The organism is Vibrio sp. HENC-03, from assembly GCF_000305755.2.
Taxonomy (GTDB): Bacteria; Pseudomonadota; Gammaproteobacteria; order Enterobacterales; family Vibrionaceae; genus Vibrio; species Vibrio owensii.
Window position 1 is genome coordinate 136,734 of the sequence record NZ_JH976133.1, and the last position, 24,744, is coordinate 161,477.

The 24,744-nt window shown below is 46.2% G+C and carries 20 protein-coding genes; 10 read left to right on the forward strand and 10 right to left on the reverse strand.

The genetic code is table 11. From position 1 onward, the window contains the following. The first annotated feature begins 50 nt into the window (after positions 1 to 50). Positions 51 to 1,679: a phosphoenolpyruvate carboxykinase (ATP) gene (pckA, locus tag VCHENC03_RS00640; protein ID WP_005434507.1), complete on the forward strand. Its 1,629-nt coding sequence runs from the start codon at positions 51 to 53 to the stop codon at positions 1,677 to 1,679. A gap of 160 nt (positions 1,680 to 1,839) precedes the next feature. Next, on the forward strand, positions 1,840 to 4,023 hold the full coding sequence (locus VCHENC03_RS00635) for an AsmA family protein (protein ID WP_009707973.1): 2,184 nt from the start codon (positions 1,840 to 1,842) through the stop codon (positions 4,021 to 4,023). Here the strand turns inward: VCHENC03_RS00635 and VCHENC03_RS00630 are convergent. From VCHENC03_RS00630 to VCHENC03_RS00620, 3 genes are all read right to left on the reverse strand, one after another. Then, positions 4,009 to 4,926 carry a bifunctional GNAT family N-acetyltransferase/hotdog fold thioesterase gene (locus VCHENC03_RS00630; RefSeq protein WP_005448516.1) on the reverse strand — a complete coding sequence of 306 codons (918 nt, stop codon included), beginning with the start codon at positions 4,924 to 4,926 and terminating at the stop codon, positions 4,009 to 4,011. The genes VCHENC03_RS00635 and VCHENC03_RS00630 overlap by 15 nt on opposite strands. A gap of 108 nt (positions 4,927 to 5,034) precedes the next feature. Continuing rightward, the gene (gene dtd / locus VCHENC03_RS00625; RefSeq protein ID WP_005434513.1) at positions 5,035 to 5,469 is read right to left on the reverse strand and encodes a D-aminoacyl-tRNA deacylase; all 435 of its coding nucleotides are present in this window, start codon (positions 5,467 to 5,469) and stop codon (positions 5,035 to 5,037) included. After that, the gene (locus tag VCHENC03_RS00620; RefSeq protein ID WP_005434515.1) at positions 5,441 to 6,385 is read right to left on the reverse strand and encodes a virulence factor BrkB family protein; all 945 of its coding nucleotides are present in this window, start codon (positions 6,383 to 6,385) and stop codon (positions 5,441 to 5,443) included. Before VCHENC03_RS00620 ends, dtd begins: the two co-directional genes overlap by 29 nt. A gap of 35 nt (positions 6,386 to 6,420) precedes the next feature. Here VCHENC03_RS00620 and VCHENC03_RS00615 point away from each other — a divergent pair, with 35 nt between their 5' ends. After that, complete coding sequence (locus tag VCHENC03_RS00615) at positions 6,421 to 7,062, forward strand: DUF2959 domain-containing protein (protein WP_032803149.1); 642 nt, start codon at positions 6,421 to 6,423, stop codon at positions 7,060 to 7,062. Positions 7,063 to 7,152: 90 nt separating this feature from the next. Here VCHENC03_RS00615 and VCHENC03_RS00610 read toward each other — a convergent pair whose 3' ends face one another. Beyond that, entirely contained in the window at positions 7,153 to 7,707 is a 555-nt protein-coding gene (locus VCHENC03_RS00610; protein ID WP_009707977.1) for an AAA family ATPase, read from the reverse strand. Between the two features lie 73 nt (positions 7,708 to 7,780). Next, the gene (gene typA, locus VCHENC03_RS00605) at positions 7,781 to 9,610 is read right to left on the reverse strand and encodes a translational GTPase TypA (RefSeq protein WP_005434522.1); all 1,830 of its coding nucleotides are present in this window, start codon (positions 9,608 to 9,610) and stop codon (positions 7,781 to 7,783) included. 529 nt (positions 9,611 to 10,139) lie between these two features. On the opposite strand from typA, the gene glnA reads away from it, so the two are divergent. From glnA to add, 6 genes are all read left to right on the forward strand, one after another. Next, positions 10,140 to 11,549, forward strand: coding sequence for a glutamate--ammonia ligase (gene glnA / locus VCHENC03_RS00600; RefSeq protein WP_005529054.1), 1,410 nt, complete (start codon positions 10,140 to 10,142; stop codon positions 11,547 to 11,549). 197 nt (positions 11,550 to 11,746) lie between these two features. Next, entirely contained in the window at positions 11,747 to 12,328 is a 582-nt protein-coding gene (locus VCHENC03_RS00595; protein ID WP_009707978.1) for a DUF4124 domain-containing protein, read from the forward strand. Positions 12,329 to 12,434: 106 nt separating this feature from the next. Beyond that, on the forward strand, positions 12,435 to 13,505 hold the full coding sequence (gene glnL, locus VCHENC03_RS00590; protein ID WP_032803151.1) for a nitrogen regulation protein NR(II): 1,071 nt from the start codon (positions 12,435 to 12,437) through the stop codon (positions 13,503 to 13,505). Between the two features lie 60 nt (positions 13,506 to 13,565). After that, entirely contained in the window at positions 13,566 to 14,969 is a 1,404-nt protein-coding gene (gene glnG / locus VCHENC03_RS00585) for a nitrogen regulation protein NR(I) (RefSeq protein WP_009707980.1), read from the forward strand. A 112-nt stretch (positions 14,970 to 15,081) separates the two neighbouring features. Continuing rightward, the gene (locus VCHENC03_RS00580) at positions 15,082 to 17,628 is read left to right on the forward strand and encodes a bifunctional diguanylate cyclase/phosphodiesterase (RefSeq protein WP_009707981.1); all 2,547 of its coding nucleotides are present in this window, start codon (positions 15,082 to 15,084) and stop codon (positions 17,626 to 17,628) included. Positions 17,629 to 17,779: 151 nt separating this feature from the next. Further along, on the forward strand, positions 17,780 to 18,784 hold the full coding sequence (gene add, locus VCHENC03_RS00575; RefSeq protein ID WP_009707982.1) for an adenosine deaminase: 1,005 nt from the start codon (positions 17,780 to 17,782) through the stop codon (positions 18,782 to 18,784). A gap of 68 nt (positions 18,785 to 18,852) precedes the next feature. Here the strand turns inward: add and hemN are convergent, their stop codons facing one another. The 5 genes from hemN to VCHENC03_RS00550 form a co-directional block, all read right to left on the reverse strand. Then, entirely contained in the window at positions 18,853 to 20,244 is a 1,392-nt protein-coding gene (gene hemN, locus VCHENC03_RS00570; protein WP_009707983.1) for an oxygen-independent coproporphyrinogen III oxidase, read from the reverse strand. A gap of 185 nt (positions 20,245 to 20,429) precedes the next feature. Further along, positions 20,430 to 20,918, reverse strand: a complete 489-nt coding sequence (locus VCHENC03_RS00565) for a DUF2489 domain-containing protein (protein WP_005434536.1) — start codon at positions 20,916 to 20,918, stop codon at positions 20,430 to 20,432. 7 nt (positions 20,919 to 20,925) lie between these two features. Beyond that, positions 20,926 to 21,468 (reverse strand): Der GTPase-activating protein YihI, encoded by a 543-nt coding sequence (yihI, locus tag VCHENC03_RS00560; protein ID WP_009707984.1) that lies wholly within the window; start codon positions 21,466 to 21,468, stop codon positions 20,926 to 20,928. Then, positions 21,468 to 22,106 (reverse strand): class I SAM-dependent methyltransferase, encoded by a 639-nt coding sequence (locus VCHENC03_RS00555; RefSeq protein ID WP_009707985.1) that lies wholly within the window; start codon positions 22,104 to 22,106, stop codon positions 21,468 to 21,470. Before VCHENC03_RS00555 ends, yihI begins: the two co-directional genes overlap by 1 nt. A 792-nt stretch (positions 22,107 to 22,898) precedes the next feature. Continuing rightward, positions 22,899 to 23,516, reverse strand: a complete 618-nt coding sequence (locus VCHENC03_RS00550; protein ID WP_005430024.1) for a c-type cytochrome — start codon at positions 23,514 to 23,516, stop codon at positions 22,899 to 22,901. 159 nt (positions 23,517 to 23,675) lie between these two features. On the opposite strand from VCHENC03_RS00550, the gene yihA reads away from it, so the two are divergent. Then, the gene (yihA, locus tag VCHENC03_RS00545) at positions 23,676 to 24,335 is read left to right on the forward strand and encodes a ribosome biogenesis GTP-binding protein YihA/YsxC (protein WP_009707987.1); all 660 of its coding nucleotides are present in this window, start codon (positions 23,676 to 23,678) and stop codon (positions 24,333 to 24,335) included. The last annotated feature ends 409 nt before the right edge of the window (positions 24,336 to 24,744 follow it).

Genomic DNA, 24,744 nt, shown 5'->3' on the forward strand with positions numbered 1-24,744 from the left:
ATTAAAACATTCTTACAAAATCCCTACAAAAATCCTTATAAGGAGCACCTATGACCGTTATGGAACATACAAAGGCTGCAACACTTGATCTAACCAAACACGGACTGCACAACGTTAAAGAGGTTGTTCGCAACCCAAGCTACGAAATGCTGTTTGAGGAAGAGACCCGTGCTGACCTAACAGGTTATGAACGTGGTGTGGTTACAGAACTCGGCGCGGTTGCCGTAGACACTGGTATCTTTACTGGTCGCTCACCAAAAGATAAGTACATTGTTAAAGATGCAACGACAGAAGAGCACATGTGGTGGACTTCTGACGCGGTGAAAAACGACAACAAACCAATCAACAAAGAAGTATGGGACGACCTAAAAGAGCTAGTGACCAACCAGCTTTCAGGCAAGCGTCTATTTGTGATTGACGGTTATTGTGGTGCAAACCCAGACACTCGTTTGAGCATTCGAGTGATCACTGAAGTAGCGTGGCAAGCGCACTTCGTGAAAAACATGTTCATCCGTCCAACAGAAGAAGAGTTGGCAACGTTTGAACCTGATTTTGTAGTAATGAACGGTGCGAAGTGCACCAACGAGAAGTGGGAAGAGCATGGTCTGAACTCTGAAAACTTCACTGTGTTCAACCTAACAGAGCGCACTCAGTTGATCGGTGGTACTTGGTACGGCGGCGAAATGAAGAAAGGCATGTTCGCAATGATGAACTACTTCCTTCCGCTAAAAGACATCGCATCAATGCACTGTAGCGCAAACATGGGTGAAGAAGGCGATGTTGCGATCTTCTTCGGTCTATCTGGCACAGGTAAAACTACCCTATCTACCGATCCTAAACGTGCACTGATTGGTGATGACGAGCACGGTTGGGATGACGACGGCGTGTTCAACTTCGAAGGTGGCTGTTACGCGAAAACCATCAAGCTATCGAAAGAAGCAGAGCCTGATATCTACAACGCCATCCGCCGTGATGCACTACTAGAGAACGTAACGGTTCGTAGCGATGGTTCTATCGACTTTGATGACGGTTCAAAGACTGAGAACACTCGTGTGTCTTACCCACTGCATCACATCGACAACATCGTTAAGCCAGTATCGAAAGGCGGTCATGCAAACAAAGTGATCTTCCTATCGGCTGATGCGTTCGGCGTACTTCCTCCGGTTTCAAAACTGACTCCTGAGCAAACTAAGTACCACTTCTTGTCTGGCTTCACCGCTAAGCTAGCAGGTACTGAGCGTGGCATCACTGAACCAACACCAACGTTCTCAGCGTGTTTTGGTGCAGCATTCCTAACTCTACACCCAACTAAGTACGCAGAAGTGCTAGTGAAACGCATGGAAGCAGCAGGTGCAGAAGCTTACCTAGTTAACACAGGCTGGAACGGCAGCGGCAAACGTATCTCTATCCAAGATACACGCGGCATCATTGATGCGATCCTTGATGGCTCGATTGAAGAAGCGAAAACTAAGCACATTCCAATCTTCAACCTAGAAGTGCCAACTTCGCTACCAGGTGTGGATCCAAGCATCCTTGACCCACGTGATACCTACGTTGACCCACTACAATGGGAAAGCAAAGCAAAAGACTTGGCAGAGCGCTTCATCAACAACTTTGATAAGTACACTGACAACGCAGAAGGTAAATCACTAGTGGCAGCTGGCCCTCAGCTAGACTAAGCCACTCGCTAAGCCTTCGTGACTTAGCTACAAAAATAATCTTCAAGCCCCTCTTTTGAGGGGCTTTTTATTGAATCCAACCAGAGATTGATACAAGCTTAAGCCTATCTAAGTAAGTCGATACTCACTTACTCCAATTTATAGACAGGTTTTGGCAGGGATGAAAACAGCAGGTCGAATTCTACTTCTTATCGTCATACTGGCGCTCGCGATTCCAGCCGTCTTTGTGGGCATGCTGACCACCTCTTATTCTCGTCAAACGTGGAACCTGTTTTCTGATCTAGTCGACTTGCCATTGCAAGCAGACAACGTTCAATACGAGTTTCCCTACCACCTAACCCTTAGTGGGATAGCGACCAAACAAGACAAATTACCCTTCATCGAGCAAGTCGATCTATGGCTAAACCCTGATGTTCGTCGCGATGGAAAATGGATTGTCGATAGCCTGTTGATTGATGGACTGAGCCTGCAGCAAGGTATGCCAACAATGCCAAAGCTCAACAATGTCTACTTCCATCAAATCGCCTTAAAGAACATCGATTATGCCGATGATGCACTCAGCATTAATGGTTTGAACGTCCAAATCCAAGACCCTACTTGGTCGAGTGACACGCAGCAAATGCCTTATGGTGAGGTGCAGCTCTCTGCCGAACAATTGTATTGGAATGGTGAAGCTTTCAATAAACTGCTTGTCGATGTGGACTACAAAGCGCAAGACAGCACACTTTATGGCGCATCGTTTAAATGGCGTGGCAGTGAAGTCTCTGGTCAAGGCGAACAATACCCACAAGGTTGGTCGTTGATTAACGTGACCGTTGATAAGCTGAAAATCGACAATCTACAACTGCAATCCTTACTCGCCAAACCATGGCAAGCGTTGCCCGTTAATATCAACCATATCAACAGCCTCGATCTGCTCAATGCAGATATCGAATACGGAGACTGGCATTGGCAAAACCTCGAGCTATCGGTAGAAAATGCCTCGCTCCCGTTGTCATTGTGGAGCACAACGGCACAGATTTCTCTGCAAGCTGACAGTGTCAGTTTCCAAGACCAAACCGCGGTTGAGCCTCGTTTAAACGCCCAACTCAAGCCAGGGACTGTCAAATTGCAAGAACTGAGCTTGGATTGGCAGCAAGGTAGCGTTCAGGTATCTGGTGACTTCGAACCCGATCATTGGAAAATCAACAATGCGACCATCAGCGGCTTGAAATGGGCTATCCAACCAGATGACAAGACCGACTGGTGGCAAAAAGCCACAGAGAAGCTCCAGCAAGTCGATGTGAAGCAGTTAGAGATAGAACGCAGCCAAGTTATCCAGTTATCCAAACAACCTTACTGGCAGCTTTCTGGCTTGAATTTGGAAGGTGCTCTGCTCGAAGTTAAACACAGCAATGGTCACTGGGGCATTTGGAACGGCAAGCTTGAGGCCAGCGTCGTCAACGCGAGTTACGACCAAGTCATCACCTCACATGCAGCGATTTCAACCCAGAGTGAAAATGGCTTCTGGCAATTGACGCGTTTATTTGCCCCTCTGGAGCAAGGCTATATCGAAGGCTTAGGGCAAATCGATCTCAGCACCACCAGCCAACATTGGGCGCTTAACCTCAATGCGGATGGTATTCCACTGCAATTACTTCATCCATACTTACCAACAGCACTTGCGGTCAATGGCTTCTCTGACTTAAGTCTTGATTTAAAAGGCTTGGCAGGCGATCAAAACATGCTTGCTTACAGCTTATCGGGAGAAGTGGAAGCTAACCTGCGCGATACCACCTTGAAGTCACAAGCAGATGATTCGCTCAAGACAATTACCTTCAGCCCATTGCGCTTAGAGGTTCAGCGCGGCGAAGTGAAGCTAGAACCCGTGACCATTTCCGGCAAAGCTATCTCAGGTAAACTATCTGGAGAGTTTGATATGGCGAACAACCCGCTTAGTGGCGTGAGCTATCAACTTAAAGAATCGTGTGGAATGATCAAAGGTGATGTGCTGAGTGGCGAAGTTGAAACAAATGAGTGCCTACACAAACCAAATCAGACAGAGCCAATGGAGCCAGAACAGAGCACTCCCGAAGCAACCAGCGTTACAAACATCGACGCAATCAACATCGAACAACCTGAAGAAGAGTTAAGTGAGGAAGTGGCAGAAGAAAAAGAGTCGACCACTGCTGCGCACTCTGAAGAGCAACTTATCACAGAACAAAAAGACTCAGACCTTGTAGAAAAATCATCGAAAGAAAGCGAGAACTCAACTATCGATAAAACCAAGGCAGAAAAAGGCGCACCTGAAAACCAAGATGCGCCACTAGAAATACCAAAGCCTGAGAATCTAACAGCTGAGTAACTTAGAGTAATTCGGCAGTAGCATGTACGTACCGACAAAATCCACCGCTGGCACATCTCCACTGTAAATCACTACGTGGATAACGATACGCGCTTTACGACCTGAAGCGAGCCTATCCAAGTCACCACTGATACCATCTAATGACGTGCTCGCGACTGGGTTCTCTTCAACAGGGTGGCGATAACGAATCGAACTATCCGCCAACACAATATCACCGTGCAAACCGCGTTCTTTCATCAGCAACCACGTCATGCCCCAACCAGTTAGCGTTGCTAAGGTAAACGCAGAGCCTGCAAACATGGTGTTATGCGGGTTCAGGTTAGGGTTGAGCTGCGCGCTGCATTCAAACTGATAACCAGTGTACTGGTTGATTTTGATGCCCATTTTATCTGCAATCGGGATCTGTGCCTCCCAACGCTGTTGCAACTCGGTACACCAATCTGGGCGACGCAATACATCGGCCATTGGATCAAGCTGTTTGACCATTTGTTGGTGACGCACGGGGCCGCGCTCGTCGGTCAGTTCGCCGCGACGCTCAAAGCCATTCTTTTCATAGAAAGCAATCGCGTCTTCACGGGCATTACATACCAGACGCTTCGCCCCTTCCTGACGAGCTAACGATTCAAGCGCCACCAGCACTAATGAACCCATGCCTTTGCTACGACGATTGTTCTTCACCGCCATGTAGCGGATCTGACCATCATTATCTGGGGTAATGTATAAACGACCAATCGCCATCGGACGACCACGACTGTCGGTAATCATGCGGTGATGGCTCATGCCATCGTACTCATCACGCTCGGAGCCTACTGGCATACGCCAAGGTTCGCGCAGCAACTGCCAACGAAATTGATAGTACTTGTTGAGCTGATTTTCTGTTTTTGGAGTTATGAGTTTGAACATATCAATCCTTTGAAAGTACAAATCAAATGAAAGCCTTAGAGGAAAATACCCAAGCAAATTCAATTTACTTGGGCTTAAAGCTTAGACCATGATGTTGTGGTTGCCAGATTAGACCTGTAGCCAAAAAGTCACTGGACCGTCATTAATTAATGACACTTTCATATCCGCTGCGAAGCGGCCGCGTTGTGTTGGCAGTTCTTGCTCACACAAGTCAGAGAAGTAGTCATACAGACGTTCTGCATCCGCAGGGTGCGCGCCTCGAGAAAAGCCTGCGCGAGTGCCTTTTTTGGTATCCGCTGGTAACGTAAATTGAGACACCACCAAAACCTTACCGTTCACTTGTTTAACATTAAGGTTCATTTTTCCTTCATCGTCTTCAAACACACGATAGGTAGTTACGCGCTCCATCAAACGTTTTGCTTTTGCTTCATCATCGTCCTTCTCTACACCAAGTAGGACAAGTAGACCTTGGTCGATTTCACCGACAACTTCACCGTCTACACGAACGGCGGCTTCACTGACTCGTTGAATTAGCGCTATCACGACTCTCGCTTCCTTCATCTGTTAATTGCAATTCAGCGGTCGAGTGTATCATTTCTAGGTCGTCACTCCAGTGCTCTCTTTCACCCAGAGCAGCCGTCACTTCCGCGCCAATCAATACGATCAGCCAACACAAATACACCCACACAAACAGGATCGGAATCGCAGCGAGCGCACCGTAAATCAACTGGTAAGACGGAAATTGAGTAATGTAGAAGGCAAAGCCTTTCTTACTCAATTCAAACAACACCGCGGCAATGGCAGCACCAACCGCGCCATGGGATAGATAAACCTTTTTATTTGGTACTAAGAAGTACAAGCCCATGAAAGCAAAGAAGGACAGCAGTAAAGGTAACCAACGTAAAAACAGGTTATATGCGCCCGATAAGGTTTCGTTTTCAATCAGCTTTAGCGATGTCACATAGGATGTTGCAGCAATACTCGCGCCCACTAAGATAGGGCCAAGCGTCAACACCATCCAATACATAGAGAAAGAGAACACAGGACGACGTTTGTCTTTCACTCGCCAAATGTAGTTTAGGTTCTTGTCGATATTCGAAATCAGCATCAAAGCCGCAACAAACAAGAAAGCACCACCCACAGCGGTCATTTTGCCTGTGTTTGAGACGAACTCTTGTAGCGCTGTTCTTACTGCATCTCCAGAAGCTGGGACAAAGTTATCAATGATGTAACCTTGCAAGGTTTCGCCCACATTCTCAAATACCGGAAACTTCGACAATATCGACAGCAATACCGTCAACATTGGCACAATAGACAACAAAGTGATGTAAGCTAGGTAGCCTGCATTAACGTTAACGCGATCGTGCGTCATACGCTTGAGCAAATATTTGAAAAACGCGACGCTCCCCGGCACGAGCTTGCTCAATCTCACCTTGTAACTCTCTGATAACTGGTTCATAGTTCATCCCATAAATTAGCGTCGAGGACATAAGAATGCCTTATTTATTAGCAATTGTACTATCAATTTTCACTTTGACAGGATGTCAGTCCGCATATTATTCAGCAATGGAACAAGTGGGTTACCACAAACGTGACATTATGGTTGATCGCGTAGAAGACGCCAAAGAATCGCAACAAGATGCACAAGAAGAGTTCACCAGTGCTTTAGAAGCCCTTTCTGCTCTAACCAACTTTGACGGCGGTGAGCTAGAAAGCGTCTACAACAACATTAACGATAAATACGAAGACAGCGAAAAAGCGGCGCAAGAAGTACGCGACCGCATTGCTGCAATTGAAGATGTATCGGATGCTCTGTTTGATGAGTGGCAAGGCGAGTTAGATCTGTACACCAGTGCGAAACTACGTCGCTCTAGCGAACAAAAACTGCGTGAGACCAAAGCATCTTACAAAACCATGCTTAGCGCGATGAAGCGTGCAGAAGACAAGATGACGCCAGTATTGAATACACTGCGTGACAACACGCTTTATCTAAAGCATAACTTGAACGCGAGTGCGATTGGTTCATTGAAAGGTGAATTCTCTAGCCTAGAGAAAGACATCCAATACGCAATCAAACAAATGAATGCTGCGATTGCTGAGTCAGATAAGTTCTTACAACAGCTGAATCAAAAGTAATTCGATAAAGCCTCCTCCTCGTGAGGAGGTTTTACTATCTAGCGACCAAAACTCAGTTCTTCGCTCGGTGAGCTGAATACCTACCGAGCTCTAATCACCTTCCTCACCTTCTACCTCGGCCACTAAGCCCATTACTTGTCGAACAAACGCCACTCGTTCAGCTACGCTTCCCCATGGCACTTCGACGACTTCATACCCCAGCTCCGCATAGGTATCGACTAAGGTTTGATGGATTTGTAGCGCTTCTTCAAAGCTATGTGGACGCACATCATCTTGAACGTAGATTGAGGCCTCAGGTCGACAAGTGAGCACCTTACTCTGGTACCCAGCACTCTCGGTCAAGAAGGCTTGCTCAACAGGACAACCGCCTACTTGTAAGTATGCCACGATGTCTGGGATAGCACGGTCAACGAAAGCAACCTCATGACTCAGTGCTTCTTGCTTCTGCTCCCCCATCAACTCAAGGCATAAGTTGGCAAACTCAGGTAGGTTGGTCCAAGGCAAGACACCATTGTCCAACTGACTTTGCTGCTCGATCAAGGTACGAGAACCTTCTGAGAAGGTGGCGTAACCCAACTCTCCCAACGCATTCAATAAGGTAGTTTTGCCCGCACCAGGGCCACCGGTAATCACGATTGGCTTCATAGCCTCATTCCTTTAGATACAAAAAAACCCGAGCGAAACTCGGGTTTTTCTTAATAGAATCCGTTACAGCAAATTATTTTGCTGAACGTGAAGCACGCTTACGATCGCTTTCCGTTAGGAATTTCTTACGGATACGGATGCTTTCAGGTGTTACTTCTACTAGTTCGTCATCATCGATGAACTCTAGTGCTTGCTCAAGAGTCATCTTGATTGGCGGAGTAAGAACCTGTGCGTCATCTGTACCAGATGCACGAACGTTAGTTAGCTGCTTACCTTTCAGTGCGTTTACTGTTAGGTCGTTGTCACGGCTGTGAATACCGATAACCATGCCTTCGTAAACTTCAACACCGTGACCGATGAATAGACGACCACGTTCTTGTAGGTTAAACAGTGCGTTTGTTAGCGCTTTACCCATCGCGTTCGCGATTAGTACACCGTTAACACGTTGACCGATGTTACCGCCTTTGTGTGGGCCGTAGTGGTCAAATGTATGGTACAGAAGACCAGAACCTGAAGTCAGTGTCATGAACTCAGTTTGGAAACCGATAAGACCACGTGATGGCATTTCGAAGTCCATACGTACACGGCCTTTACCATCTGGAGACATGTCTTTCAGCTCACCTTTACGTAGGCCGATGTTCTCCATGATGCCGCCTTGGTGCTCTTCCATAACGTCGATCGTTACAGTCTCGAACGGTTCCATTAGCTGACCATCTTCTTCTTTGATGATTACTTCTGGACGAGATACAGCAAGCTCGAAGCCTTCACGACGCATGTTTTCGATCAGGATAGATAGGTGAAGTTCACCACGACCTGATACGCGGAATTTGTCTGGATCGTCTGTTTGCTCAACACGTAGTGCAACGTTGTGTACCAATTCTTTCTCTAGACGCTCAAGGATGTTACGTGAAGTCACGAACTTACCTTCTTTACCAGCGAATGGAGACGTGTTTACTTGGAACGTCATCGTTACTGTTGGTTCATCAACAGAAAGCGCAGGTAGTGCTTCTACTGCGTTTTGTGCACAGATAGTGTCAGAGATTTTTAGCTCACCAAGGCCAGTGATTGCAACGATATCACCCGCGTTCGCTTGCTCAACTTCGTGACGGTCTAGGCCTAGGTAGCCCATTACTGTGCCCACTTTACCGTTACGAGTTTTACCGTCAGCACCGATAACTGTTACTTGTTGGTTTGGCTTAACGCTACCACGAGTTACACGAGCAACACCGATAACACCAACGTAAGAGCTGTAATCTAGCTGAGAAACTTGCATTTGTAGAGGACCGTCTAGGTCAACTTGAGGTGCAGTTACTTCTTCAACGATAGTTTGGAACAGTGGTTCCATGTTCTCGCCAGTTTCGCCTTCTTCTAGTGCAGCCCAACCGTTAAGTGCTGAAGCGTAAACTACTTTAAAGTCTAGCTGTTCGTCAGTTGCACCTAGGTTGTCGAATAGGTCGAATACTTGGTCCATAACCCAATCAGGACGAGCACCAGGACGGTCAATCTTGTTGATTACAACGATTGGCTTAAGACCGTGAGCGAATGCTTTTTGAGTTACGAAACGCGTTTGCGGCATTGGGCCGTCAACTGCGTCAACGATAAGTAGTACTGAATCTACCATCGACATGATACGTTCTACTTCACCACCGAAGTCCGCGTGTCCCGGAGTATCTACGATGTTGATGCGGTAGTCATTCCAGTTAATTGCTGTGTTTTTAGCAAGAATGGTAATGCCACGCTCTTTCTCAATGTCGTTCGAGTCCATGACTCGCTCTTCAGCTTCACCGCGAGACTCTAGCGTGCCTGATTGTTGTAGCAGCTTGTCAACCAACGTTGTTTTACCGTGGTCAACGTGCGCGATAATCGCGATATTTCTTAATTTATCAATCTGTGGAGTAGCCATGGATATTGATTCACTTAGATAGATGAAATGCCCCCATGCCGAGAACGGGTGCTCTCTGGCGACATTTGCTGATTAAAAAAACGGCCATAATGTACCAGATTTTAGCAAAAAGCCTAGAAATATGTGATCTACTCCTTAGCTTTTCTATCAATTTTACGCTTAGCGCCCACTTTCTTCCGTTACTCGAATTGATTCAACGCAATTTTATTCCAATCGTTGCTTATTACAAATTGACTCTTGCTCAAAATCTGGGCTAGATAAGCAACGTGATTGTCACATTGTGGTGCAATAATTTAAATTAGCACCAATATAGTGCATTCAGAGATCATTTTGGTGCAAACGTTTGCACCAAACTAGTATCTAAAAACTTAATTCCTTGAAATTAATGGAATAATTTTTTTGGCACGGTTTTGGCTTTAGAAAAACCAGCATCGATTAATAAAATGTCAAACAGATTAATCAATGCTGGATTTAATCAAATTTTCATAAATCGAGCTTACCGCTTTATTAACACTGGAGGTTATCCAAGATGTCAGTAGAAAACGTTTTATCACTGATCCAAGAAAACGAAGTTAAGTTTGTTGACCTACGCTTCACTGATACAAAAGGTAAAGAGCAGCACATCTCTATCCCTGCTCACCAAATCGACGCAGACTTCTTCGAAGAAGGTAAAATGTTCGATGGTTCATCAGTTGCTGGCTGGAAAGGCATTAACGAATCAGACATGGTTATGATGCCAGATGCATCTTCTGCAGTGCTTGACCCATTCACTGAAGATGCAACGCTAAACATCCGTTGTGACATCCTTGAGCCTGCTACAATGCAAGGCTACGACCGTGACCCTCGCTCTATCGCTAAGCGCGCTGAAGACTTCATGCGCTCTACTGGTATTGCAGACACTGTACTTATCGGTCCTGAGCCAGAGTTCTTCCTATTTGACGACGTTAAGTTCGCGACTGACATGTCTGGTTCTTTCTTCAAGATTGACGACGTAGAAGCAGCGTGGAACACAGGTTCTGATTACGAAGAAGGTAACAAAGGTCACCGTCCAGGCGTTAAAGGTGGTTACTTCCCAGTAGCTCCAGTAGATTCATCTCAAGACATCCGTTCTGCTATGTGTCTAGTAATGGAAGAGATGGGCCTAGTTGTTGAAGCGCACCACCACGAAGTAGCAACTGCGGGTCAAAACGAAATCGCAACTCGCTTCAACACGCTAACAACGAAAGCTGACGAAATCCAAATCTACAAGTACGTTGTACACAACGTTGCTCACGCGTTTGGTAAGACAGCGACATTCATGCCTAAGCCACTTGTTGGTGACAACGGTAGCGGTATGCACGTTCACCAATCTCTAGCAAAAGACGGTGTAAACCTATTTGCTGGTGACAAGTACGGCGGCCTATCTGAAACTGCACTTTACTACATCGGCGGTATCATCAAGCACGCTCGCGCAATCAACGCATTTGCTAACCCATCAACTAACTCGTACAAGCGTCTTGTACCAGGCTTCGAAGCGCCAGTTATGCTAGCTTACTCAGCACGTAACCGTTCTGCTTCTATCCGTATCCCAGTGGTACCAAGCCCTAAAGCGCGTCGTATCGAAGTTCGTTTTGGTGACCCAGCGGCTAACCCATACCTAGCGTTCGCAGCAATGCTAATGGCTGGTCTTGACGGTATTAAGAACAAGATCCACCCAGGCGAAGCGATGGATAAAGACCTTTACGACCTACCAGCTGAAGAAGCAGCAGAAATCCCAACTGTTGCATACTCACTGAAAGATGCTCTAGAAGAACTAGATGCTGACCGTGAGTTCCTAACAGCAGGCGGCGTATTCTCTGATGACTTCATCGATTCTTACATCGGTCTTAAGTCTCAAGATGTAGAGAAAGTAAACATGACAACTCACCCACTTGAGTTCGAACTTTACTACTCTGTATAAGGTCTCAACTGTGTAAAATGTAAACACAGAAACAAAATATTAGGCTCGCCTCGCAGGCGGGCCTTTTTTGTATTCGCTCGCCCTATATGGGCGTTTAACATGGAGGGATAACTAAAATACGCTCAAACTCTTTTACTTGATAAGTCAAAGAGCTAAGCAATCCAAACGTGAAATCATCTATCAAAAGAAGGTGAGCAATGAAAGTTCAGCTTTTACCATCGCTATGCGCCTTAAGTGGCTTACTGATCGCCGCAACAGCCTCTGCTCAAGTCGCTTACACTTGGGTCGATAAAGACGGCGTTGTGCATTTTAGCGATACTCCAAACCAAGGCGCAAAAGCCATTTCGCTACCTAATCTAGAATCCAGTGCGCCAGCACCAAAAGTAGAAAGTACGGAGTCTCTGGCACCACAAGCAAAAACGACATCAGAGCCCACAACAGATGAGCAAACAAAGGCAGAAAAGCCACTGCCTCTTTCCCTTTCTATGCTCACGCCACAGCATGATGAAACCATTCGCAGCAACCCTGGCGCTATCAACATCCAACTCGAAGCCAACCGTAAATTGGGGATTGGCGAGCAGTTGCAACTCTTCCTTGATGGTAAGCCATATGGGGCGCCACAAAGCCGTTTAACTTGGCAATTGAAGAACATCGATCGTGGTACACACACCCTCGCGGTACAAGCCAAAAGAAGCGGCAAGCTTATTGCATCTACTAGCCCTATAACGGTGCATTTACATAGAGCGAGTATCAAGCCGACCATTAAAGGGGCAAAGTAGAATATTAAGTGAAAAAAACCGCACTCTGATGGCGCTTTTCACTTTTTCTTCTTAGGTTTATTCGCCATACTTACGTTCTATTGCACCAATATAGTGCAGCGCACAAATACAACGCAAACAAGGACGTAATGTGGATACCAGTCTCTCCAGTGCCATTCTCAATAACATGGTGACAGCGACGCTAATTCTTGATGATGGATTAGCCGTGCGCTACGCCAACCCAGCGGCTGAACTCTTGTTCTCGCAAAGTGCTAAGCGCATTGTTGAGCAGTCGTTGTCTCAGTTGATTCAGCATGCGTCACTGGATCTCGCCTTGCTCACTCAGCCATTGCAGAGCGGACAAAGTATCACAGACAGTGACGTGACCTTTGTGGTTGATGGCCGCCCTTTGATGTTAGAAGTGACTGTCAGCCCGATCACATGGCAGAAGCAGTTAATGCTGTTGGTTGAGATGCGTAAGATTGACCAACAACGCCGGCTTACTCAAGAGCTTAACCAACATGCCCAACAGCAGGCGGCGAAGCTTTTGGTGCGTGGTTTGGCGCATGAAATCAAAAACCCACTTGGCGGTTTACGCGGCGCAGCACAGTTACTGGAGAAAATGCTGCCCGATCCTTCTTTGACGGAATACACCCACATCATTATTGAACAGGCCGACCGCTTGAGAGCATTAGTCGATCGCTTGCTAGGACCTCAAAAACCGGGCAAAAAGACCCAAGAGAACCTACACCAAGTGCTTGAAAAAGTGCGTCAATTGGTTGAGTTAGAATCTCAGCATTCGGTTGTGATTGAACGCGATTACGACCCGAGCTTGCCAGAGATTTTGATGGATGCTGACCAAATCGAACAGGCGATGCTCAACATTGTTAGCAATGCGGCGCAAATCCTCTCTCACCAAGAGCATGGCAAGATAACCATACGCACCAGAACGGTGCATCAAGCCAATATTCATGGTCAGCGTTGCAAACTCGCGGCGCGCGTTGAGATCACCGACAACGGTCCGGGTATCCCGCCAGAACTACAAGACACGCTTTTCTATCCGATGGTCAGTGGCCGTGAGGGCGGAACAGGACTTGGCTTGTCTATTTCACAAAATTTGATCGACCAGCACAACGGCAAGATTGATGTCGAAAGCTGGCCAGGTCACACGACTTTTACAATTTATTTGCCAATCTGACTTGATTAAATGGCTTTTCGATTCGTCAGTTTTTAGGCTTTTGCTGCAAGGATTTATTACATGAGTAAAGGATATGTTTGGGTCGTCGATGACGACAGTTCGATTCGCTGGGTAATGGAGAAAACCCTCTCCTCTGCCAACATAAAATGCGAAACCTATGCGGACGGAGAAAGCGTGTTAATGGCGCTAGAGCGTGAAGTACCAGACGTTTTGGTCTCGGACATTCGCATGCCGGGTATCGATGGCTTGGAGCTGCTAAAGCAAGTTCAGCGTGATTACCCCGACCTACCCGTGATCATCATGACCGCGCACTCAGATTTGGATGCGGCGGTGAACGCTTATCAAAAAGGCGCTTTCGAATACCTACCAAAGCCATTTGATATTGATGAAACTCTAACGCTAGTGGAACGTGCGATAGCCCATAGCCAAGAGAACAAACGCGAGCAACTTCTGCCTGACGACATCCCAACAGACACGCCTGAAATTATTGGTGAAGCTCCTGCGATGCAGGAAGTGTTTCGCGCCATCGGTCGTTTATCGCGTTCTTCGATTTCCGTTCTGATCAACGGTGAATCCGGTACCGGTAAAGAACTGGTTGCTCATGCCCTACACCGCCACAGCCCACGCGCCAACAAACCTTTTATTGCCCTCAATATGGCCGCGATCCCAAAAGACTTAATTGAATCGGAACTGTTTGGTCACGAGAAAGGCGCGTTTACTGGTGCCAATAGCGTCCGCCAAGGTCGTTTTGAGCAAGCTAATGGCGGTACCCTGTTTTTAGATGAAATCGGTGACATGCCGCTGGATATCCAAACGCGTTTATTACGTGTTTTGGCGGACGGTCAGTTCTATCGAGTCGGCGGCCACTCGCCAATTCGCGTGGATGTTCGCATCGTAGCGGCAACCCACCAAAACCTAGAAAAGCTGGTTCACGAAGGCGATTTCCGTGAGGATTTATTCCACCGTTTAAACGTCATTCGTGTACAGATCCCTGCGCTTAGAGAACGTAAGCAAGACATCGAAAAGCTGACGCAGCACTTCTTGGTTCGCGCAGCTGATGAGCTTGGTGTCGAAACCAAAACACTGCATCCTTCTTCGGTCGAAATTCTTAACCGTCTCGATTGGCCGGGTAACGTACGTCAGTTAGAAAACATCTGTCGTTGGCTGACTGTGATGGCAAGCGGTAGCGAAGTCTTGCCAAGTGACTTGCCAGCTGAATTGCTGGAAGAGAAGAAAATCGTCACCGAAGCCACCAGCGGCAGTTGGCAAGAACAATTAGCGGATTGGGCACGCCATGCGCTAGAAGCTGGGGATAAAGAACTGCTTTCCTACGCTTTGCCAGAATTTGAACGCATTTTATTGGAAGCGGCGTTAGAACACACTAAAGGTCACAAGCAAGATGCCGCTAAAGTACTTGGGTGGGGACGCAATACCCTAACCCGGAAATTAAAAGAATTGTACTGATCTCGAACGGTTACGAGTTTGACAAATGGTTATCAAGCGCACACTTTTTCGCTCGCTTGATAACCTAAGTGTCAGTACAATTATGGTACGACACCCCTTATGTGACTAGGCAATGTCAAACGCGACGACTCAAATTACACTACGCACCGCTGTTCTCATCCCATTTGTGATGATTTTTTTGCTGGCTATCGGTGTGATTGTCTACGTCCAAAAACAGAGCTACGAAGAAGTCGTCACCGACATAAGTGACAAACAACTTTCTGTCCTCACGGAGAGTGTTCACGACCACCTCAATGACTACCTGCGTAAGCCTTTTACTGCCGTTAACGCTCTAGGGCACAATGTCAGTTATCACAACCTTTACCATCCAAACGACACCAAAGACGTCCAAGCTTATCTACTTAGTGCCTTCAAAGACTTGTACCACTCGATGCCGCAGCTGGATGTGATTGCCTTTGGCTCAGAAACGGGTGACTTTACTGGCTTTCGACGTGAGTCTGCTGACGCCTATACCCTAATGGTACAAGACCACCGAACCGATGGCAGTTTAGTGATTTACGGCAGTGAAGAAATCAGTGACGATATTCGCACGGTTATTGCGTCGTATGACCCTCGCACTCGCCCTTGGTATCAGCCCGTAGCTCAAGATAAAAAGCCACATTGGTCACCGATTTACGCCAATGCTGATGAGCGCCAAGACATTACGCTATCTGCCATGACTCCGGTTTTTGAACAGGGTAAATTTGCAGGTGTGTTAGTAACTGATGTGCGCATTAATACCTTCAATCAGTTCCTACAAGAGCTCAAACAAGAAACCAACGCCTCTGTTTACATCATGGACCAAGCACATCGCCTAGTCGCTCATTCAGGGCAAGGCAGCGTGATCTCATGGGGAACAAAGTTTTCAGACAAAGGGCAGCGCCTACTAGCAGAAGAAAGCATCGATCCGATTATTCAAATGAGCGCTGCACGTGTAAGTGGAGAATCACTCACTTACAGCGACCAACCCTACACATTCGAATTCGATTTTAATGGCCAACGTACCTTTAGCCGCATCACCCCTTATTACGATGCCAATGGCTTGACTTGGTTTATTGGCACTTCAATCTCAGAAACAGAGCTACTCGGTACGCTTCCGAAAAGCCAACAAAAGAGTTGGATAGTCGGCTTTTTAGTCAGTTTATTTGGCATCGTTATTAGCATGCTGATATTCAATCGGGTTACCCGCCCGATCAATGCCACCGCAACGGCCGCACAGCATTTAGCCAAAGGGGATTGGGATAGCACCATGCCTAAGCCGGGCTATGTGTACGAAACTACCGTCCTGGTGCAAGCCTTTAATGAAATGAAGGGAAATCTAAAAGCCTCATTTAAAGCGCTACGTGAACAGCTTGAATTTGATTCTCTTACCCGCTTATACAGTCGCCAAGGTTTGATAGAAGTGAGCGAAACATTGACTCATTCGGGCCAAGGTAGCTTGTATCTTATTGGGATCAACAAATTTAGGGATATCAACGACAGTATCGGCCATCACAACGGCGATCAGTTACTGATTCATATTGCAGAGCGACTCAAACAGCAACTTCATGACGAAGCGACACTCGCTCGAATTGGTGGTGATGAATTTGCGGTATTCATGCCAACAACACACTCAGATGAAGACATCAGTTTAATGGAGCGACGCCTACAACAACTGCTGGCAGCCCCATTCATGCTTGATGGTGAAACCGTTGTCGTCAAGATTTCTGTTGGTGTCGTTCGCACACAACCAGAGCAAACTATGTCGCTATGGCTGCGTAACGCCAGTATTGCGCTCAGCTATGCCAAACAGGATTCCCGTACCAGTGTTTGCCATTACAGCCCTGAGATGGCGAGTGCTTCTAAATTCAGAACTCAGATGCTGGCAAAGATCCAGACGGGGATTGATAACCGAGAGTTTGTGCCTTTTTATCAGCCGATAATTGACCTTGCGACAGGCAATATATGCGGAGCAGAAGCTTTGGCACGCTGGCACAGTGAGTCTGGCATGATTTCACCACTCGACTTCATCCCTATCGCAGAAGAAAGCGGCATGATCAAAGCCATTGGTCAGCAAATCCTTTTCCAAGCTTGTAGTGACACTCGTAAAGCCATCGACAACAAACAATGGCCGCAAGACTTCCAACTGCACGTGAATGTGTCGGTTCATCAATTGTCGAGCCCTAACTTCGTTGAGTCCGTTGCGAAAGTTCTGCACACAACTGGCCTTGCAGCAAACAACGTGACGTTAGAGATCACCGAGTCGCGAATTATCGACACTGCACCAACAACGTTGGATAACCTTCTCAAACTAAGAGAGATGGGACTGGGTATTGCGATTGATGACTTCGGTACAGGATATTCGTCATTAGCTTACTTACATGCGTTGCCGTTTACCTGCTTGAAGATAGATCGCACATTCATTAATCGCCTCACCAAAGAGAACCTCGACAGCTCTGTGGTTGCGGCGATCATCAACATCACCAAGGGCATGAAAACCAACGTTGTGGCAGAAGGAGTGGAAACCGCTGCGCAAGCACAATTGCTCAGCTCGCTTGGATGTAATCAAGTGCAAGGCTTCTATTACAGCCGCCCTATGCCGATGGAAGAATGGCCAACACATTTGGTTAACATGAAGTAGAAAACAACGGAAATCGTTGAATTCCTAGTCATCCTCTACTGACAATCTACCTAACTGTTATTTATACTTAACTGCAAATCTTCCCCATGTATTGTCATTGATAATGTTTGGGCTGAGTTCCTGTTCACAACAAACAACCCGGATCGACATAATGATAACTAAGAATCTTCCCCTAACTGATTTGCACCGTCACCTTGACGGTAACATTCGTACTAAGACTATTCTTGAGCTTGGTCAGCAATTTGGTATTGCTCTACCTGCTTACGATATCGAATCGCTAACACCACACGTTCAAATTGTTGAAGCTGAGCCATCTCTTGTAGCCTTCCTTTCTAAGCTTGATTGGGGTGTGGCGGTACTGGGCGATCTAGACGCATGTCGACGCGTTGCTTACGAAAACGTAGAAGACGCACTGAACGCGCAAATCGACTACGCCGAACTTCGCTTCTCTCCTTACTACATGGCAATGAAACATAAACTGCCAGTGGCAGGCGTTGTGGAAGCCGTGGTTGATGGCGTGCAAGCGGGTATGCGCGATTTTGGCATCAAGGCAAACCTAATCGGTATCATGAGCCGTACTTTCGGTACTGATGCTTGTCAGCAAGAGCTGGATGCAATCCTTAGCCAAAAAGACCACATGGTCGCTGTTGACCTAGCTGGTGATGAACTTGGCCAACCGGGTGATCGTTTTGTTTCTCACTTCAAGCAAGTGCGCGACGCAGGTCTGAATGTGACGGTACACGCTGGTGAAGCGGCGGGTGCAGAAAGCATGTGGCAAGCGATCCAAGAACTTGGTGCAACACGTATCGGTCACGGCGTGAAAGCAATTCACGACCCTAAACTGATGGACTACCTTGCAGAAAATCGCATTGGTATTGAATCGTGCCTAACGTCTAACTTCCAAACCAGCACGGTTGAGTCATTAGCAAACCACCCATTGAAACAGTTCCTAGATCACGGTGTACTTGCGTGTCTGAACACAGACGATCCAGCAGTGGAAGGTATTGAACTGCCTTACGAATACGAAGTGGCGGCACCGGCAGCAGGTCTAACTCAAGAACAGATTCGCCAAGCGCAAATCAACGGTCTAGACATCGCTTTCCTATCAGACGTAGAGAAAACTGAGCTGAAAGAAAAAGTGAAAGATCGCGTTTAATTGCCGCGAAAGACATAAAAAATGCCAGCATCTGCTGGCATTTTTTGTATTCGAAATCTAATGAGAGATTAGATAACGCGAGAAAATTGCTGCTGACGCGCTTTCGCTCGTAGGTACTTATCGAAGCACATGCAGATGTTGCGAATCAGAAGGCGGCCACGCAGGGTAACGCGAATTTCGCTGTCATCCACTTCTACCAATTGATCATTGATGAAGGTTTGCAGTAGACCTAAATCTTCTTTGAAGTATTGATCGAACTTCACGTCAAACTCTGACTCAATCACTGTCTTATCCAGCTTGAAGTTACAGATCAGCTGTTTGATCACTTCACGACGCAACAAATCATCCGCATCCAGTGATACGCCTTTCCACAATGCATGGCGAGATTCATTCACTTGTGCGTAGTATTTCTTCAACTCTTTTTGGTTTTGCGCGTACGCATCACCAATCATTGAAATCGCAGAAACACCAAAGCCTACTAAGTCACATTCACCTTGCGTCGTGTAGCCTTGGAAGTTGCGGTGCAAGATGCCTTCGCGCTGAGCCACAGCAAGCTCATCATCTGGCATTGCAAAGTGGTCCATGCCGATGAACTGGTAACCAGCGCCTGTTAGCGTTGCGATGGTGTCTTGCAGAATCGCCATCTTCTCTTCCGCTTTTGGCAAATCGTCGTCTTTAATCTTACGCTGCGCAGCGAACAATTGCGGCATGTGTGCGTAGTTAAACACAGACAAACGACCCGGTTGCATTTCTAGCACTTGTTCTAATGTTTTCGCAAAAGACGCCTTAGTTTGTTTCGGTAAGCCGTAAATCAAATCAAGGTTAGTCGAGCGGAAGCCAAGCTCTTTCGCACGAGCTACCATGGCAAAGATAAATTCTTCATCTTGCTCACGGTTCACAAGCTGCTGAACTTCTTTGTTGAAGTCCTGCACACCAATGCTCAGACGGTTGAAGCCTTCACCACGAAGGTGATCCAGCATAGTTAGCTCAATTTCACGAGGGTCAACTTCAATACTGATTTCCGCATCCGCACTAAAGGTGAACTCTTGGCGTAGCAAGTCCATCACACGTGTGATTTGCTTCTCAGATAGGAAAGTTGGTGTACCACCACCAAAATGCAATTGAGTCACGGTGCGCTCACCCAACAACGAAGCGCGTTGGCGAATCTCGTGCTCAAGCACATCTAGGTATTCGTCTGCTTTGTGCGAATGGCGAGTAATGACTTTATTACAGCCACAGTAGTAGCAAAGCTTATGACAGAACGGAATGTGAACGTACAGAGATAGCGGGCGTTCTGGGTAATGAGTGCATGCCATATCGTAGTCCGAGATGGTAAACGCTTCATGAAATTCCAGCGCAGTCGGGTACGACGTGTAGCGCGGACCAGAGTAGTTGTACTTATCCAACACCGCTTGATCCCAGACGATTTGCTGTTTCGATTCAGTATGTTGATTCGACATGGTGGTACTTTCCGTTAAATGCTAGGGAGACGTATATCGCCACCCGATATTCAGAAACCGCTATTTTGCCATACGACGATGGCAACTACGGTAGCCGTTGGCGGCTTTTTAAGTATAAAACCAAAGAAGTGCTAGCGTGATCACGATACCCCCAATGGTGATAAGGAAACCATCAGGGGTACGAATTAGATCATCTGAATATTGATTTGGTTATTCAGTGGCTGGACGTTTTTTTGCAACACTTTGAGTTCTTCTATGATCGCATCCGTTAAGCGCTGCTCCGCTTTATGGCGATCTAAGTTTTGTTGCATACGCTCTTTCTTAGCAAGGTTCTGACGGTCTTCACCGCGCGCCATATCTTTCACAACATGATACAGCTCAGAAATCGCAGGGTATGTTTTATCAAAATCAACACGGTCTTCACCCTGAACATAGTCCATGATGTTGTAAACACGGATACTGATTTCAGACAAATCACACTGACCTTGGATACCTGCCTGACATAAGGTATGCACGTTCTCAAAAATGTTGGCGTTACGTTTATCGATCGCCAATTTTTTGTGCTTCAGCTGCAATTCCTTTTGCTTTTTCAATTGAAGCAGAAGGTAACCTGCATAAGAAGCCAGCGCGATAATGATCACTGCACCTGCAATCGCTAATAAGGTTACGTTCATGAGTTACTTATCCTTTGTAATCGTCGAAGTTGATGTCATCGAAGTCTGCTAGCAGGTCATCCTCGTTACGATTACCTTTAGCAGCAGGAGCGGTAAAGTCTTCCTCTTCTTCCGGCTCAAGCAGACCCAGTTGGTCCATCAGTTTTTCGATACGATCTAGCTTCTCATCTACGTATTTCTGTAGACCTGTGCCTAGGTTCTCACCCGCTTCAATGCGATCCAACAATACGTTCAATTGCGCATCGTTTTCTAGCATCTCTAGCTCTTGTGCAGCAGATAAACGACGCTCTTGCTTCGTTTGCTTCTTCACAGGCTCAACGATCAGAGGAATCTTCTTCTTACTACCCAAACGTGGATCGCGATTTTGTGCAGCAGATTGCTTCTTCTGTTCGTTTACTTCTGAGTTACGGTTACCGGTCTTCAAGCCTTTACGCTTTTTAGCGCGCTTGCGCAGACGGCCTTGAACGTCAGATTCTGTACGGTTACGAGTTACAACAAACTCAGGTGCACCAGCGGCACCTGGCTTTCTAGATTTTTTACTACGGCTCATTACTGGGCTTTCCTCAGTAAAATTACATCATTACCAATAAATTCGAGTTCGAGCTTATCCCGCTCAGCTAGGAACTGGAACGTTTCACGGCTAAAGAACACCACATGAGTTGGATCGTTCTTGTAGTGCCATGATTGAAAGGCTTCAACATCGATGACCATTTTCGTCATCAGGCCTATCCAGCCACCTGGCTTAACTAAATTCAACCATTGCTTCCACACCATATCAGGGTGGTAGAGGTGTTCGATCACCTCTGTTGCTGTCATGAAGTCATACTGCCTTTCTAGCACCGATGTATCAGGGTGATAGTAAAGATCATACAACGCCATGTTGTGCCCCGCCTCTTCTAACATTAATGAAAGCGTTGGGCCTGGACCACAACCAAAGTCGATTCCGTTCGATTGTGGTGAAATTCGCTCTGCGATTGGGTCAGCAATTCGCGACAAAAAATGTCGGTATCCCATATCTTCGGGATTGTTCTCATGCAGATCATAGTGAGCTTTTTCAGTTTCCGCATCCAAACGTTGGTCTGGATTGACGAATACCAAACTGCACTGCTCACACTGAAGATACTCGCGTCGCTTGTCTTCAAAAAAGTGGGGAGTGCGCTGATTCTGGCATAAAGGACAGGTGTGCATGCTGACTTCCTCAAACAGGGATGCGAAACATACCAGAAAGTGGACACAGATTGGAGTGTTGTTGGATACTTTTTCAGCAGTTTTTGTTAAAAAACTTTGATTGGCAAAAATGAATATAAAAAAAGCGACAGTGAGACTGTCGCTTTCTGAATGCCACCAATAAGTGGCGAAACTGTGTTGCACACATCGGGTGCACCAAGAATCCTTTTGTTTTTCGAGCTTTCCCTGCCAAAAAGTGTTGTTCTTCATCGTCCTGATGAGTTTTGGCTATCCTTTCACTTCCTGTTGACTGAGCTACTTCCTGAAGCCTGATCCGTTTCGCTGTCTTAACCGTTAGACTAGATGACCATCCATATCTGATAGGCTCCTTGCCTATCTAAGTCCCTTTTCCGACTACCAAACGTCCTTCGTTTGCGTCCTTGGAGACCTTATATCCATGGTCTAAATTCCTGAGATTCACTCCTTGTGAACAGCTTCTACTTTACGGATTGGATAAAAACCAACAAGTCATTGAAAGAAATTATTGATAGGATTTTTTCGTCAAAAATAATTAACTATTTTTATCAATAACTTAAAAATAAAAGAGAGAAATAGTATCGACCAAGTATGGCAAATGTCTCACAAAGCACCGAGCTAACTATCTCTTCATACCCAAAAACCATGTGTGATTGATATCACTAATAAATAGGTATTAAGAAAATAAGACCGTGATTAATTAAGGTCACTAACAAAAATGCCCCAGCAAAAACGCTAGGGCATAGTTGTGTAACTGTGCTCGAACTTTGTAGGGGTTTAGTGCAGACCGCCAACGTATTTCGACAGAACTTCGATGTCTTCGTCTGTCATTTTCTTCGCGATGTCACGCATCATGGCATTCATGTCGTTACCACGGTTACCATCACGGAACTTTTCTAGCTGAGCTTTGATGTAGTCAGAGTGCTGACCAGAAATTTTAGGGAAACCTGAAAGCTCTGTGCCGTTACCACGAGGGCCGTGACATGCGATACATGCGGTTAGACCTCGCTCTGCATCACCAGCGGTGTACAGTACTTTACCTTTCTCAACAACGTCTTCTGGTGTTGAGCTCTCTGAGATTGGTAGAGAGGCGTAGTATGCAGACAGATCAGCGATATCTTCATCGCTCAGTGGCATTGCCATACCACTCATTACAGGGTCGTAACGACCTTGTTTACCACCACTAGTCATACCTAGTTTTAGATCTTTTAACTGCTTCTCAAGATACTTAGCGTGTTGGCCTGCAAGTTTCGGGTACATTGCGATTGCACTGTTACCGTCCGCTCCGTGACAGGCGACACAAGTTTGTGATTTTGCTTTACCAGCTTCAATATTACCTTGGGCCCATACTGAGCAACTGGCTAAAAGACTCAAAATTAGCGCTAATTTCTTCATGACATTCCATTATAATTATCAAGCTTCCAGTACCACGGAATGTGAACATACCGCGTACACTCATGGTACAATAGGCGACCTTATGCCGAGCACGGTTATTTTACACAATTTCACAAAAAAGTAATCAATCGACTACACAAAGTCGAGATGGAGTTAACAGTGAGCGTAAAAATTCATTACCAAAACACGCATTTCATCACCAGCGCACCCGATATTCGTCACTTACCTGAGGACGAAGGTGTCGAAATTGCGTTTGCAGGACGCTCAAACGCTGGTAAATCGAGTGCACTTAACCGTCTTACTAACCAAAAAAGCTTAGCGAAGACATCAAAGACCCCAGGTCGCACTCAATTGATCAACCTTTTCAAAGTGGAAGAAGGTTGTCACATTGTCGATTTGCCAGGATACGGCTTCGCTCAAGTACCGATTGAGATGAAGAACAAATGGCAAAAATCATTAGGTGAATACCTACAGAAACGCGAGTGCCTAAAAGGCTTGGTGGTTCTGATGGATATCCGTCACCCAATGAAAGATCTCGACCAGCAAATGATTTTCTGGGCGATCGACAGCCGCATCCCTGTTCAAGTTCTTCTGACTAAAGCAGACAAACTGAAAAGCGGTGCTCGCAAACAAACGCTACTGAAAATCCGCAAACAAGTAGAAACTTTTGGTGGTGACGTATCGGTTGATGTGTTCTCTTCACTAAAAGGCCTAGGCGTAGATCAGCTACGTGCCAAACTCGACACGTGGTTTGCACCAGCATTTGCGCACTTGCTTGAAGAAGACGAGCAAGACGCTCACGAGAGCGGCGAAGAATAATTAACAAAATTTGTTAAATTTTTTCGACACAGCCCTGCCTTTTGGTGGGGCTTTTGTTTATTCGTCATCCAAAACCGTGAATTTCAGGCAATAAAAATCCCCACCTTCCTGGCAGGGATAACGGGAGAGAAAAATTGGTAATTATTGTTATGTGGCGAAGCATTACTGAACTGAGATTCGATTTCAATAGGTTAAAAAGCAATCTTATTTCCTGCCCACCGACAAATAGTTCCTCTCACACATCTCAATAGCTTTAATATTCAGATAGTTAAGTTAAATAAAGCATCAAAAAGACGTAACTTAGTTTCTTTCAAGAAAAAATAATAGTGTGACTGGCGTAAATTTACAGGATGAATAACGCAATAAATTTGAAGGAAAAATCGAGATTTTGCAGTGACTTAGAGAGGCC

What these genes read in the sequence shown, in the direction of transcription:
- pckA (WP_005434507.1), top strand. Translation starts at nt 51, where the DNA reads ATGACCGTTATGGAACATACAAAGGCTGCAACACTTGATCTAACCAAA.
- VCHENC03_RS00635 (WP_009707973.1), top strand. Translation starts at nt 1,840, where the DNA reads ATGAAAACAGCAGGTCGAATTCTACTTCTTATCGTCATACTGGCGCTC.
- VCHENC03_RS00630 (WP_005448516.1), bottom strand. Translation starts at nt 4,926, where the DNA reads ATGTTCAAACTCATAACTCCAAAAACAGAAAATCAGCTCAACAAGTAC.
- VCHENC03_RS00620 (WP_005434515.1), bottom strand. Translation starts at nt 6,385, where the DNA reads ATGAACCAGTTATCAGAGAGTTACAAGGTGAGATTGAGCAAGCTCGTG.
- VCHENC03_RS00615 (WP_032803149.1), top strand. Translation starts at nt 6,421, where the DNA reads ATGCCTTATTTATTAGCAATTGTACTATCAATTTTCACTTTGACAGGA.
- VCHENC03_RS00610 (WP_009707977.1), bottom strand. Translation starts at nt 7,707, where the DNA reads ATGAAGCCAATCGTGATTACCGGTGGCCCTGGTGCGGGCAAAACTACC.
- typA (WP_005434522.1), bottom strand. Translation starts at nt 9,610, where the DNA reads ATGGCTACTCCACAGATTGATAAATTAAGAAATATCGCGATTATCGCG.
- glnA (WP_005529054.1), top strand. Translation starts at nt 10,140, where the DNA reads ATGTCAGTAGAAAACGTTTTATCACTGATCCAAGAAAACGAAGTTAAG.
- VCHENC03_RS00595 (WP_009707978.1), top strand. Translation starts at nt 11,747, where the DNA reads ATGAAAGTTCAGCTTTTACCATCGCTATGCGCCTTAAGTGGCTTACTG.
- glnG (WP_009707980.1), top strand. Translation starts at nt 13,566, where the DNA reads ATGAGTAAAGGATATGTTTGGGTCGTCGATGACGACAGTTCGATTCGC.
- VCHENC03_RS00580 (WP_009707981.1), top strand. Translation starts at nt 15,082, where the DNA reads ATGTCAAACGCGACGACTCAAATTACACTACGCACCGCTGTTCTCATC.
- add (WP_009707982.1), top strand. Translation starts at nt 17,780, where the DNA reads ATGATAACTAAGAATCTTCCCCTAACTGATTTGCACCGTCACCTTGAC.
- hemN (WP_009707983.1), bottom strand. Translation starts at nt 20,244, where the DNA reads ATGTCGAATCAACATACTGAATCGAAACAGCAAATCGTCTGGGATCAA.
- VCHENC03_RS00565 (WP_005434536.1), bottom strand. Translation starts at nt 20,918, where the DNA reads ATGAACGTAACCTTATTAGCGATTGCAGGTGCAGTGATCATTATCGCG.
- yihI (WP_009707984.1), bottom strand. Translation starts at nt 21,468, where the DNA reads ATGAGCCGTAGTAAAAAATCTAGAAAGCCAGGTGCCGCTGGTGCACCT.
- VCHENC03_RS00555 (WP_009707985.1), bottom strand. Translation starts at nt 22,106, where the DNA reads ATGCACACCTGTCCTTTATGCCAGAATCAGCGCACTCCCCACTTTTTT.
- VCHENC03_RS00550 (WP_005430024.1), bottom strand. Translation starts at nt 23,516, where the DNA reads ATGAAGAAATTAGCGCTAATTTTGAGTCTTTTAGCCAGTTGCTCAGTA.